Origin of the sequence: Nonomuraea soli (assembly GCF_013761175.1) — a bacterium.
Taxonomy (GTDB): domain Bacteria; phylum Actinomycetota; class Actinomycetes; order Streptosporangiales; family Streptosporangiaceae; genus Nonomuraea; species Nonomuraea soli.
The window spans coordinates 693608-705894 of the sequence record NZ_JACDUR010000003.1; the positions used below are offsets into that span (position 1 = coordinate 693608).

General features: G+C 70.1%; 10 protein-coding genes. 5 read left to right on the top strand and 5 right to left on the bottom strand.

The window, feature by feature from the left end; genetic code table 11:
• Positions 1 to 272 precede the first annotated feature (272 nt).
• Positions 273 to 1619, top strand: coding sequence for a DUF7059 domain-containing protein (locus HNR30_RS16200; RefSeq protein ID WP_246378606.1), 1347 nt, complete (start codon positions 273 to 275; stop codon positions 1617 to 1619).
• 269 nt (positions 1620 to 1888) lie between these two features.
• Here the strand turns inward: HNR30_RS16200 and HNR30_RS16205 are convergent, their stop codons facing one another.
• The 3 genes from HNR30_RS16205 to HNR30_RS16215 form a co-directional block, all read right to left on the bottom strand.
• Positions 1889 to 4852, bottom strand: coding sequence for an AfsR/SARP family transcriptional regulator (locus HNR30_RS16205; protein WP_181610670.1), 2964 nt, complete (start codon positions 4850 to 4852; stop codon positions 1889 to 1891).
• Between the two features lie 254 nt (positions 4853 to 5106).
• Positions 5107 to 5751, bottom strand: a complete 645-nt coding sequence (locus HNR30_RS16210) for a GNAT family N-acetyltransferase (RefSeq protein ID WP_181610671.1) — start codon at positions 5749 to 5751, stop codon at positions 5107 to 5109.
• 53 nt (positions 5752 to 5804) lie between these two features.
• Complete coding sequence (locus HNR30_RS16215; protein ID WP_181610672.1) at positions 5805 to 7004, bottom strand: pyridoxal phosphate-dependent aminotransferase; 1200 nt, start codon at positions 7002 to 7004, stop codon at positions 5805 to 5807.
• 79 nt (positions 7005 to 7083) lie between these two features.
• Here HNR30_RS16215 and HNR30_RS16220 point away from each other — a divergent pair, with 79 nt between their 5' ends.
• The 4 genes from HNR30_RS16220 to HNR30_RS50135 all read left to right on the top strand — a co-directional run bounded on the left by HNR30_RS16220 (position 7084) and on the right by HNR30_RS50135 (position 10889).
• Positions 7084 to 8013, top strand: a complete 930-nt coding sequence (locus HNR30_RS16220; RefSeq protein WP_181610673.1) for a LysR family transcriptional regulator — start codon at positions 7084 to 7086, stop codon at positions 8011 to 8013.
• On the top strand, positions 8010 to 8687 hold the full coding sequence (gene rnhB / locus HNR30_RS16225) for a ribonuclease HII (RefSeq protein WP_220133720.1): 678 nt from the start codon (positions 8010 to 8012) through the stop codon (positions 8685 to 8687). Before HNR30_RS16220 ends, rnhB begins: the two co-directional genes overlap by 4 nt.
• Positions 8621 to 9637: an LLM class flavin-dependent oxidoreductase gene (locus HNR30_RS16230; RefSeq protein ID WP_312894443.1), complete on the top strand. Its 1017-nt coding sequence runs from the start codon at positions 8621 to 8623 to the stop codon at positions 9635 to 9637. Before rnhB ends, HNR30_RS16230 begins: the two co-directional genes overlap by 67 nt.
• A gap of 64 nt (positions 9638 to 9701) precedes the next feature.
• Positions 9702 to 10889, top strand: coding sequence for a DUF7927 domain-containing protein (locus HNR30_RS50135; RefSeq protein ID WP_181610675.1), 1188 nt, complete (start codon positions 9702 to 9704; stop codon positions 10887 to 10889).
• A gap of 29 nt (positions 10890 to 10918) precedes the next feature.
• Here the strand turns inward: HNR30_RS50135 and HNR30_RS16240 are convergent, their stop codons facing one another.
• Positions 10919 to 11305 carry an SCO5389 family protein gene (locus HNR30_RS16240; RefSeq protein WP_181610676.1) on the bottom strand — a complete coding sequence of 129 codons (387 nt, stop codon included), beginning with the start codon at positions 11303 to 11305 and terminating at the stop codon, positions 10919 to 10921.
• A 43-nt stretch (positions 11306 to 11348) separates the two neighbouring features.
• Positions 11349 to 12275: an ATP-binding protein gene (locus HNR30_RS16245; protein ID WP_181610677.1), complete on the bottom strand. Its 927-nt coding sequence runs from the start codon at positions 12273 to 12275 to the stop codon at positions 11349 to 11351.
• Positions 12276 to 12287 lie beyond the last annotated feature (12 nt).

Consider the following 12287-nt stretch of genomic DNA (forward strand, 5'->3'; position numbering starts at 1 on the left):
CCCTCAGCCGGTCGGCGTCGAACCCCAGCTCTCCCGGGAGCACGCGAACATCGTCGTGGTTGCCGCAGCGCGGGCAGGTCCACGACACCAGGTCGCGGCCGCGGTGATAGTCCGAACAGGCCCGGAAGTATTCATCCGGCCCGAAGCGGGCTTCACACGCGAAGCAGGGGAGCAGCACGCATAAACAGATATCGTGGCCGACTTGCCGACTGCCTGCAGAACGCTTGGGTAACTTGGTAACAGTCTGATTACTGTGCGTTGAGGGATTGATGATGCGGGATCTACTCCTGAAGTCCGGCTACACCATCGACGGCGTGCGCGAACGCCTCGGCGACGTGGCCGCCACCGCACTGTCCAGGGAGGAGCTCGTACCCGCCCTGCGGGCCACCCGCGAGCTCGATCCGCTGGCCGTGCTCATCAGGCACTTCTGGCTGGGCGTGGAGGTGCCGGACGAGCTCGTGCCCGCTGAGCTGGCACCGCTCAGGGGCTATCACGTGCAACCGTGGGGCGACGACGGCTACCTCATCTCCGACCGCAAGGTACGGCCGGGCGACGCGCCCCTGCGCCCCGACCACGTGGTGGGCGCCGGAGGCGCCTCGGCCAACCTGGCCCAGCTGGCCAGCCGCCGCCCCGTCGAGCGTGCCCTCGACCTCGGCACCGGATGCGGGGTCCAGGTGCTGTCGCTGGCCGAGCGCGCCACGGACATCGTCGCCACCGACCTCAACCCGCGGGCGATCGAACTGGCGAAACTCAGCTGGGAGCTGTCGGGCGTCTCGGGCGTCGACACCCGGGTCGGCTCCCTGTTCGAGCCGGTCGACGGGGAGCTGTTCGACCTGGTCGTCTCCAACCCGCCGTTCGTGATCTCCCCCGCGAGACGCTTCACCTACCGGGAGGCCGGCGGCGACTCCTTCTGCCGCGACCTCGTACGGCAGGCGCCCCGATACCTCAACCCCGGCGGCCAGGCGCACTTCCTGGCCAACTGGACCCACGTCGAGGGCGAGGACTGGCGTGACAGGGTCGGCGGCTGGCTCGGCGAGACCGGGTGCGACGGCTGGGTGGTCGAGCGCGACGTGCAGGACCCCGCCGAATACGTGGAACTGTGGCTCAGGGACGCCGCGGAGCAGGGCACCCCGGCCTACACCGAGCTGTACGACCGGTGGCTGGGCTGGTTCGAGGAGCAGAAGATCGAGGCGATCGGCTTCGGCTGGATCAGCATGCGCCAGGCCGAGTCGCTCGACCCGGTCGTCCGCGTCGAGCGCATGACCCATCAGGTCCAGCTGCCCGTCGGCGACTACGTCGACCAGGTGCTCGACGGCATCGCCCTGGCCCACCGCCTCGACGACCTCGACACGGCCAGACTGCGCGTCGCCGAAGGCGTGCTCGACGAGCGCATCGGCCTGCCGGGCGCCGAGGACCCCTCACGCATCGTGCTGCGGCAGACCAGAGGGCTGATGCGCAGCACCGACGTCGGCACGGTCGAGGCCGCGCTGGCCGGGGTCTGCGACGGCGAGCTCGCCCTCGGACCGCTGCTCAACGTGATCGCCGAGCTCGTGGGCGGCGACCGGGTCGACGCCGAGCAACTCAGGCCGTTGATCGCCGAGGGGTACTTCACTGTCTGAGGAGCCTGTTTATCGGTCGTTGATTGGCTGTTGAGCCCCCGGGAGCACTCTCTAGGAGTGGACACGGACCCGGGGGGTTCGGGGTACGTGTCAGGCCCGGCCGGTCGTCGAATGTGAGGCGGCTAGCCGTCGCGTGGAGCATCCGGATAACCGGGCCCCCTAGCGACACGCGGCGGTAGATGACCGGCCGGGCTAAAAGTCCTCTCACCCAAAGGGACAGGCTCTTGTTCAACCATGTCTGGATGACGCGGCTCGACGACGAGCTCTACTCAGGTCTCGACGACAATGGGCAGCTCGTCGAGGAGCGCCCGCAGGTCGGCGGCCTCGGGAGCACCGAGCCTGACGAAAAGGGTGTGGGCCTGGCGTAGGCACTCCGCGCTCCGCGTCGTGTTGCCCATGCCCATCAGGGCCTTGCCCAGCACCGTCAGAGAAAGCGCCTCGCCGTACGGATGACCGATCTCCCTGCTGACCACCAGTGCCTGCTCCGCGTGCCGTACGGCGTCGGCGTAGCGTTCGGCGGTGATGAAGGTCTCGGCCAGGCGGGAGCAGACGCGCTGCTCCCAGACCCGCTGCTTGCCGGCGCGGAAGAAGGCCAGGCACTCCGCGTGGTGGTGGACCGCCTCGTTGAGCCGGCCGACCCGCGACAGCACGATTCCCAGGTGGTAACGCGCCCTGGCCATGCCGGCGCCGCTGCCGATCTCGGTGAAGATCGCCAGGCCTTTCTCGGCGGCGCTGATGGCGTCGTCGGGTCTGCCCAGTCCGAGGTGCTCGCGTGCGGAGTAGCTCAGCACGAGGGCCTCGCCTCCGGGGACGCCGTTGTCGTGGTAGTAGGTCATCGCGGCGTCGAACCAGCTCAGGGCCTCGTGGTGGCGTCGCTGGCGGCCGACGACGACGGCCAGGGCGTTGAGCACCTCGCCGGTGACGACCTTCTCGCCGCGGGCGGACGACAGCTCGTGCACGAGCCTGAACTGCTCCTCGGCCTCGACGAGCCGGTTGGAGGCGAACATCACGCGCCCGAGCACGTAGCGGGCACGCAGCTCGCTGCCCGCGTCGCCGATGCTCAGCGCGGTCGCGAGGACAGCGCGGCTGGCGGAGTCGAACTCGCGGGTGTGCGTGCCCATCTCCAGCAGCGGCTCCATGCCGACCAGCATGTCGCCGGCGGGCAGGAGCTGCTCGGCGGCGCGGGAGGAGTCGGCGGCCTGGTTGATGGCGCCGAACAGCGCGTCGCCCTCGGCGATGAGCCAGGCCAGCGCGCCCTCGATCGAGTTGAAGGAGAGCCCGCTGCCGACCACCATCAGGTTGTCGGCGATCCCGCTGCCCTCGTAGGCCAGCCGGTGCGCCGACTGGGCCGAGGCCAGGTAGAAGCCGAGCAGGCGGCGCAGTGCCATCGTGCGGGCCTGCGGGCGCTCCGCCTTGTCGAGCACGCGGCGGGCGAACAGCTTCAGCAGGTCGTGGAAGCGGTAGCGGCTGGGTGCGGGAGCCTCCAGCAGGCTGACGTCGACGAGCGACTCCAGCAGGTTCTCCGCTTCCAGGGTGCTGAGCGACAGCACGGCTGCGGCGGCCCCGATGGAGATGTCGGGGCCGTTGGGCAGCGCCAGCAGCCGGAAGGCCCTGGCCTGGTTGGGCGAGAGCTGGCCGTAGCCGAGCGCGAAGGTGGCCTCCACGGCCAGGTTGCCGACCCGCAGCTCGTCGAGGCGGTGCTGCTCGTCGGCCAGGCGCGGCACCAGGGAGGCGACGGTCCACGAGGGCCGCGCCGCCAGGCGGGCGGCGACGATCCGTACGGCCAGCGGCAGGAAGCCGCAGGCGGCGACGACGTCCATGGCGGCGGCGCGTTCCGGGGCGACGCGCTCGGGTCCGGCCACCGTGGAGAACAGCGACAGTGCCTCGTCCGGCTCCAGCACGTCGAGGTCGATCAGCCGGGCGCTGGGCAGGTCGGCGAGCTTGCTACGGCTGGTGACGATCGCCGCGCAGCCGGACGAGCCGGGCAGCAGCGGCGTGACCTGGGCAGCGTCGCGAGCGTTGTCGAGCAGGACCAGGATGCGCCGGTCGGCCAGCAGGGAGCGGAACAGGGCGGAGCGCTCGGCCAGGCCCTCGGGGATGACGTCCGGCGGGATGCCCAGCGCGCGCAGGAACGCGCCGAGCGCCGATTCCGGCGCGGTGGCCTCGTCGGTGTAGCCGCGCAGGTCGGCGTAGAGCTGGCCGTCGGGGAAGGTCTCGTCGCACGCGTGCGCGACGTGAACGGCCAGAGCTGTCTTGCCCACCCCGCCGATGCCGCAGATGGCGGCGATCGGCACGCCTTCCGACTGGCCGGTGGACAGGTAGGTGCGCAGCCTGCCGACGATCTCGCGGCGGCCGGTGAAGTCGCTCACCGCGGCGGGCAGCTGGGCGGGCTTGGGCAGGTCGGCGAGGGTGTCGTCGTCGGAGGCCGGGGCGACCGGCTCGTGCGGCGCCTCGGTGGCGGCGGCGAGCGTGGGGTCGGCGTTGAGTATGCGCTGGTGCAGTGTCGTCAGCTCCGAGCCCGGCTCGACGCCGAGCTCGTCGATGAGGGCCTCGCGGGTCTCGGTGAAGACGTTGAGCGCGTCGCCCTGACGGCCGCAACGGTAGTAGGCCAGCATCAGCTGGGCGCGCAGCCGCTCGCGCAGCGGGTGGTCGGCGGTCAGCGCGATGAGGTCGGAGACGACCGCGGTGTGGTTGCCCAGCTCCAGGTCGATGTCCATGAGCGTCTCGATGGTCGTCAGCCGGCACTCGATGAGGCGGTCGCGCTGGTGGTCGGCGTACGGCCCGACGGCCCCGGCCAGGGGTTCGCCCTCGAACAGGTCGATGGCGACGCCCAGCTTCTCGGCGGCGTCCTTAGGCTGCCCGGACTTGCGGGCGGCCTCGGCCTCGTGGATGAGTTTCTCGAAGCGCGTCAGGTCGAGCGCGCCCTCGGGCAGTCGCAGCGCGTAGCCGCGGCCGACGGAGGTCAGCAGCTCGGGGCGGGAGCGGGCGGGGCGTTCGGGCTCCAGCACGGTGCGCAGGCGGGAGACGTAGGTGCGCAGGGCGCCGAGCGCGCGCGGCGGAGCCTCCTCGCCCCAGACGGCGTCGATCATCTCGGTGGGGGTGACCGCGCGGCCTTCCCTCAGCAGCAGGACGCCGAGGATGGAACGCTGCAAAGGGGTCCCCAGGTCGAGCTCGATGTCGTCACGCCACGCCCGGACCGGACCGAGTACGGCGAACCGCAGTCCTCCAGCCATGCCGCAATCTCCAGCCTCAATGGGTTGATTTCTGACCAAATGATATGACGACTCATGCCTAACACATAGGCACGCATTGATTCGTTAACCGAAGTGTTGATCGAGCGTTGATTCGGCATTGAGCCGGCCTGTTCATGCTGGGGGCACTCGGGCGTGGTCCCACGGGGGCGATCATGCCTTGTTGATACACCGGTGGTACATGGAAGGCCCCGTCCCGAGGGTTCCGGGACGGGGCCTTCAGCCGACTGGGTGACTCAGGCTGCCTCGACCATTCCGAGGCGGTGGACCAGGCGTTCTCGGATCGCCGGCCATTCTTCGCGCAGGATCGAATAGAACGCGGTATCTCGGACCGTGTTGTCGGCGCCCCTGCTCTCCCGGCGCCTCACCCCGTCGAAGTGGGCGCCCAGGCCCTCGATGGCCTTGCGAGAGCGGTGATTTCGAACGTCTGCCTTGAGCGTGATGCGGTGCACGTTCCACGTGTCGAAGGCGAGCGAGAGCATCAGGAACTTGCTCTCCCGGTTGACCCCTGTGCCCTGGGCCGATGCGGCCAGCCAGGTGTAACCGATGTCCGCCACGGACGGAACCTCACCCACCGCGCTCCGCGAACCCGGAGGCCAGGGCATCGGGCCCTGCCAGTACTCCAGGTTCATGAGACGGGTGGCACCGACGATGCGGTCGGTGTTCAGCCACCGGATGGCGAAGGGCATCGTGTGGCCCTCCGCCTGCTCAGCCATGGCGGCCCCCACGTAGGAGGCCATCTCGTCCCACCCATGAGGGACACGAGTGAACGCATACGTGCTGCGGTCTTCACTCGCCGCGGTGACCAGGTCATCGACCACCGCGAGGCTGAGAGGTTCCAGGCGCACGAGGCGCCCGGACAAGGTGACAAGAGCGGGCATGAGCACATGATGGGGCCTGCCCGCCGTGCTCGGTACCACCGGAATCTGCAGGTTTATGCAAACGAGCCGTTTTCCCAGGTCAAGGCACTCAAGGCAGCATCAAGATGATCAAGGTTGGCGGCGATCCAGGGCAGGTTCAGCGGGTCGTCGGAGGTCAGTGCCGCCCAGCGTTCGTCGGTGTGCTCGCCGTACAGCAGGCTCGTGGCCACCCGTACGCGGCCCGAGGAAGGGTCGTCTCCGAACGCCTGACCAGGCAGGACGCCGATTCCGTGATCTTCCAGGAGGATCTTGGTGATGTTGCTGACCCCGAAGTCCGGATAGAGGTAGAAACCGCCCTGCGGCTTGGCCACGGGCACTCCGGCCGCGATGAACCTTTCGTAAACGGCGTTGGAAACCTTGCCGTGCAGCCGCCTGCTCAGTTCGATGTGCTCGACGATCTCCGGAGGCTCCGCGAAGCCGTACGCCGCCGCCTCCTGCACCGGGGCGGCGGGCGCGGACCAGATCTCGCTGGCCACGGCCAGCAGCTGCCTGCGCATCTCGTGGGCGCCGTCGGGCAGCCGCGCGACGCCGATGCGCCAGCCGCCCAGCGCCAGGCTCTTGCTCAGGCCCGTGGTCACGATCGTGCGCTCGGGCGCGAGGTCGGCGGGGGAGAGGTACGGCAGGGCGGGGTCGTGCACCAGGTCGCGGTAGATCTCGTCGGAGATGATGAGCAGGTCCTTGGCGCGGGCGACCTCGACGAGCCTGAGGATGGTCTCGGGAGTCGCCAGACGCCCGGTGGGGTTGTCCGGGAGCGTCACCAGGACGGCCTTGACGTTGGGACCGACCTGCGCCAGGAGGTCGGGGTCGGGCACTCCGCCTTCCGTGGCGGGCACCAGGATCGCGCGGGAGCCGACCAGGTCGGCCTGCGCCGCGTAGCTCACCCAGCTCGGCTTGGGGAGCGCGATGTCTCCACCCAGCACCAGCAGCAGGCCGTACAGCAGCGACTTGCTGCCCGGGCCCGCGATGACCTGCTCCGGATCGGTGGCCAGACCACGCCGGGTCCAGTAGCCCGCCGCCGCTTCGCGCAAGCCGGCCGCGCCCGCGACGGGGCCGTAGCCGTTGCGTCCCGATGCGTCGATGAGCCTGTCGCGCAGCGCCGGGTGGACGGGCAGGCCAGCCTCGCCGAAGGCGAGGTGCAGCACTCGTTCCCCGGCGCGTCGTCTTCGTTCGATGTCCTCGTTCGTCGCCAGCGTGGCGGAGAGGGTAACGGTCATGTTTGTCACGTTCCCAAGATGGTTGGATGAAGGCATCAGCACAAGCGAGGCTTTTGGTGGGTAGGCATAAGGAAGTCCGATGCTTGATTTGCGCCGTTTGGCCTTGATACGAGAGTTCGCCCGTCGCGGCAGCATCGCCGCGACGGCCGCGAGCTTGGGTTACAGCCCGTCCGCCGTCTCACAACAGCTGGCCGCCCTGGAGCGGGAGGCGGGCGCCGTCCTGCTCGACAGGACGGCGCGAAGCGCCGAGTTGACCGATGCCGGACGCAGGCTGGTCGAGCACGCCGAGCGCATCCTGTCGATGGTCGAGGAAGCCGAGTCCGATCTCTCGGCACATACGGCCACTCCTTCCGGTCGTGTCGTCCTGACCGCATTCCCCACAGCGGCCGTCGCATTCGCCCCGGCTCTGGCCCGTTCGCTCCGGCGCTACACCGAGCTGACCTTGCGCCTGGGACAGTCCAGGTCGGGACGCGGAATGCGCGAGGTGCAGTCGGGCGAGGTCGACATCGCCCTCATCGACGACTGGTACGGCAGGGCGCAGGACTCGGCGGGCCTGCGGGTCTTCCCCCTGCTCCACGACCCGCTCGTCCTGGTGGTCCCGCGCAAGCACCGCCTGGCCGACCCGGAGGTCCCGCTCGACCTGCGCGAGCTGCGTGACGAGCCCTGGATGGCCACCCCCGACGGCGAGCCCTCGCGCCTGGCCGTCGACCGGCTTTTCGTCGACGTGGGCGGCACCCGCCCCACGCCGTGGGAGTTCGAGGGGCTTGGCACGATCCTGTCGCTGGTCGCCAAGGGCATCGGCATCGCGGCCGTGCCCGCCCTCGCACTGGCGGCGGGGGTGCGCGGCATCGCCGTCCGCGAGTTCCCCGGCAACCCGGTCGGGCGCGACGTGCACGCCGTGGCCCGCGGCTCGTCCATCCACCGGCCCTCGGTCTCGGTCACCCTGCGGGCCATCCACGTGGCGGCCCGCTATCTCGCGACGGATCTGGAGCCGGTGCGGCTAGCCTGAGGGCCGTGCCGTCCTACGCGATCGAAGAGCTGCTGATCTCCTCACGTCCCGGCGCCCTGGTGGCGGGGGTCGACGAGGTCGGGCGCGGCGCCTGGGCCGGTCCTGTGCTGGTGTGCGCCGTCGTCACCGACCTCTCGGAGCCGCCCGCCGGGCTGACCGACTCCAAGCAGCTGTCCCCGGGGCGGCGCGACGCGCTCTTCGAGTCCGTGACCTCGTGGGCCGCCGGAGTCGGCTACGGCGAGGCCTCCCACGAGGAGATCGACACGCTGGGCATGACGGAGGCGCTGCGGCGTGCCGCTCATCGCGCCCTGTCCGCGCTGCCCGTCCGGCCCGACTTCGTGATCCTCGACGGGTCGCACGACTACATCGGCTCGCCCTGGCCGGTGCGGCTCGAGGTGCGCGGCGACTCCGCCTCCGTGTCGGTGGCCGCCGCATCGGTGCTGGCCAAGGTCAGGCGCGACACCTACATGGCCTCGCTCGACTGCCCCGGATTCGGCTTCGACGAGAATGCCGGCTACCCCTCGCCGGTGCACCAGGCGGCGCTCGCCGAGTCGGGGCCGACGGCGCACCACCGGCTGTCGTGGAGCTACATGGACGACCTGCCGCGGTGGAAGCACCTGAAGAAGCACCGCGACCCGCTGGTGGGAGAGGGGCAGCTATCGCTCTTCGGTTAGGGATCTTCCTCGTAGCCGCGGGGTTCCCCGGCGTCCCGCCCGAGCACACGCTCCGGACCACGCTCGACACGATCGTCGCGGCCGAGGAGGCCGGATTCGACGACGTCTGGATCGCCGAGCACCACTTCATGTCGTACGGCGTCTGCCCCTCGCCCATGACCATGGCCGCCGTGGCCGCGGGCCGCACCCGGCGCATCGGCCTGGGCACCGCGGTCTCGGTGCTCTCGACGGCGCATCCCGTCGCCCTGGCCGAGCAGGCGGCCATGATCCACCACCTGTCGGGCGGCCGCTTCACGCTCGGGGTCGGGCGCGGCGGACCGTGGGTGGACCTGGAGGTCTTCGGCACCGGCCTGCCCCGCTTCGAGTACGGCTTCGCGGAGTCGCTCGACCTGCTCCGCGCCTGCCTCGACCAGCCGAAGGTGTCGGCGTCCGGCGAGTTCTTCTCCTTCCGCGAGGTCTCCCTGGTGCCTCACGCCCGGCTGCGTCCCGTGGTGGCCTGCACCTCGCTCGACACCGTGCGCCTGGCCGCCTCGCGCGGGCTGCCGATGCTGCTGGGGATGCACATCGACGACGAGGGGAAGCTGGAGCTCATCCGCGCCCACGGCGGTGACGGGCATCTCGCCGCGGTGGCGGCCCACGTCGCCGACACCACGGCCGAGGCGGTGGCCGAGATGAAGGCGCGCATGCCCGCCTGGCTGGCCCCCGGGCTGGCCGGATACGTGCCCGTCGACGCGCGTGCCCGCTCGCCGCGCGACGTGGAGGGGTACATCGACTTCCTTACTCGCGTGCACCCGGTGGGATCGGCCGGGCACTGCGCGGCGGTGATGCGGCGCACCGCCGAGGTGACGGGGCTGCGGCACCTGCTGCTGATGGTCGAGGGCACGGGCGACCCCGTCGGCACCGTCAGGCGTCTGGGTGAAGAGGTCCTTCCGCTGGTCAAAGTCGGTTGATCTTTGGTTCATGCGGCGGCGCGCGTCAGGGCGATTTGCGCGCATGCTGAGCAAGATCCACATTGTGTGGAGAATCCGGATCATCGGCGTGGTGGCTCTGGCCTGTCTCATCCCGCCCCAGGCCGTCATCGCGGCCGGCGGGGACGCGGCCTACGCGCAGTGGACGCTGGACGGGAAGTCCGGCACTGAGGAGGTGCCCGGCGTCGGCTTCCCGGCGGGCACCTGGAGCAGCGACGCCAGCACCGTCAGGACACCTTCCGGGACCTCGACCTTCCTGAACGAGAACACTCCGTTCGGGAAGGAGTTCGGCGGTTCCAGGGGGGAGAACTACCTGTACTTCGGCGCGAAGAGCACGCAGCCGTCGACGACGGAGGTCGAGTTCGACGCTCCGACCCCCGCCGGACGATGGGGCTTCACGCTCGGCGACGTCGACGCCGACGGCGTCATGGTCGAGGCGTTCGCCAAGGACGGCACCAAGCTGACCGCCGCGCAGCTCGGCTGGAAGGGCGCCTTCAACTACTGCTCGGTCGGTCCCAGGCCGTCGGCGTGCACCTCCGGACCCTTCACCGACCAGCCCACCTGGGACGGCGCCATCAGCACGCTCCAGGGCAACGGCCCTGACACGCAGGGCGCGGCGGGCTGGTTCATGCCGACCGTCCCGATCGTCAAGCTCACGCTGACGTTCTCCGTCAAGCAGGGCATCCCGGTCGCCCAGCTCTGGATCGCCTCGAAGTGGGTCGACAAGGGCAGGTCCGATATCCAGATCGAGAAGTCGGCCAGCCCCAAGGTCGTCGCGCCGGGTGGAGTGATCACCTATACCGTGACGGTCACCAACAAGGGCACCGCTCCCGAGGAGGACGCGGAGTACGTCGACGACCTGACCGACGTGATCGACGACGCGACCTATCTCGGCGACGCGAAGGCGGACTCGGGCAAGGTCACCTACGCCGCGGCCAAGCTGGGCTGGGACGGCGTCGTCGAGCCCGGAGCCACCCACCGCGTCACCTTCTCGGTCCGCGTGCACAGGCAGAGCTCGGGCAACCGCGTCATCCGCAACGTCGTCATCAGCGAGGGCGCCCGGCTGAACTGCGACGACGGCAAGGGCAAGGGCTGCGCCGTCGTCTACAGGTACAACCCGCGCCGCGGCGCCTACGTCCAGGCGGGGGCGGGCAAACGCGGGAAGCACGTCTCCTTCGGCTTCAAGAAGCGCGACAAGGTCTGCAGGACGGCGAACGCCGGCACCCTCTGCTGACGGCAGAGGGCGCCGGCGCGTGCCGGTTGTCAGCAGTCGACGAGCTCGGGCTTCTGGTTGAGGATCTGGGCGCGCGGGCTGGTGAACTCCCGGAGCGCGTCGGCCGCGCCAGGGGAGAAGACCGCGACCCGGTGGCAGTTCTGGAACGCCAGCCGGACACCGAAGTGCCGTTCGAGCGCCCCGCGCATGGAGTCGCTGGCCAGGCACCGCAGCAACTGGCCGCGAGCCTCCTCAGAGGGCGGGGGGACGAGGTTGTCGGCGAACTCGGCGCCGGTCTCCGAGCGCTGCTGGACCAGGCCGCTGATCACCGACCAGGCGTACGGCAGGGAGTCGCGGACGCAGGCCACGAAGGCCGCGTCGTCCACGTCTCCGGCGCGCGCTTGGTCGAGCAGATCGTTGGGAACGGTCAGCGACATGCTGTCTCCTCTGTTCGATGGTCGTTTTCGACGCTAAATCGGGCTAGCCGAGCCGTCCATAGACGAAGCCGGGGTCTATCTGCAGGGAAAGATCGGTGCCGGCCCTGGAGTTTCCCCAGGCCTCGGCGTTGCGTACGTGGAACTCGGCGGTCTGCCTGCCGTACCTCTCCCAGTCCTTCTCCTGGGCGTCGACCTGCTTGAGCACGCGGGACAGCGCCTCGGTGTTGGCCGGTTCGAGGTCGATCAGGTCGAAGGGGCGGCCCTGCTCCAGCGCGCGGACGGCCGAGGAGTGCTCGAACCAGGTCAGCAGGGAGTCGCCGACGTGGCTGCGCAGGAAGTCGACGTCGTCCGGGGAGTGGATCTTGTTGCCGACGACGGCGAGGCTGACATCGTAGGCGGAGGCGTAGTCGCGGTACTGCTGGTAGACGCTCACGCCCTGGCGGGTGGGCTCGGCGACCAGGACGGTCAGGTCGAAGCGGGTGAACAGCCCTGAGGCGAAGGAATCGGCCCCGGCGGTCATGTCGATCACGACGTACTCGCCCTGCTCGTCGACGAGGTGGTTGAGCAGCAGCTCGGCGGCGCCGACCTTGGAGTGGTAGCAGGAGACCCCGAGGTCCTCCTCGGCGAACGGCCCGGTCGCCATGAGGCGCAGGCCGTGCGGGGTGGCGACGGTGTAGGGCAAAGCGTCGAGCGAGAGCAGCCGGGAGCCGCGTCCTGGAGGGGTCGTCTTGGTCATCGCGGCGGCGGAGGAGATCAGCGGGTTGGAGCCGCGCAGGAGCTCCTTGATCTCCTCCAGGTGGGCGCCGAGCGGCTCGGGCTGCTCATCCAGGCCGAGGACGAGGGCGAGGTGCTGGTTGATGTCGGCGTCGATCGCGACGACCGGCGCGCCCTGGCTTGCTGCGTAACGGGCGAACAGGGCGGAGATCGTGGTCTTCCCGCTCCCGCCCTTGCCGACAAAGGCGACTCTCACCTGAGGCTCCCT

Bases quoted from the DNA above. Each gene is read 5' to 3' on its own strand.
- HNR30_RS16220 (WP_181610673.1), top strand. From the start codon at position 7,084: ATGCTTGATTTGCGCCGTTTGGCCTTGATACGAGAGTTCGCCCGTCGC.
- HNR30_RS16200 (WP_246378606.1), top strand. From the start codon at position 273: ATGCGGGATCTACTCCTGAAGTCCGGCTACACCATCGACGGCGTGCGC.
- HNR30_RS16215 (WP_181610672.1), bottom strand. From the start codon at position 7,004: ATGACCGTTACCCTCTCCGCCACGCTGGCGACGAACGAGGACATCGAA.
- HNR30_RS16240 (WP_181610676.1), bottom strand. From the start codon at position 11,305: ATGTCGCTGACCGTTCCCAACGATCTGCTCGACCAAGCGCGCGCCGGA.
- HNR30_RS16210 (WP_181610671.1), bottom strand. From the start codon at position 5,751: ATGCCCGCTCTTGTCACCTTGTCCGGGCGCCTCGTGCGCCTGGAACCT.
- HNR30_RS16205 (WP_181610670.1), bottom strand. From the start codon at position 4,852: ATGGCTGGAGGACTGCGGTTCGCCGTACTCGGTCCGGTCCGGGCGTGG.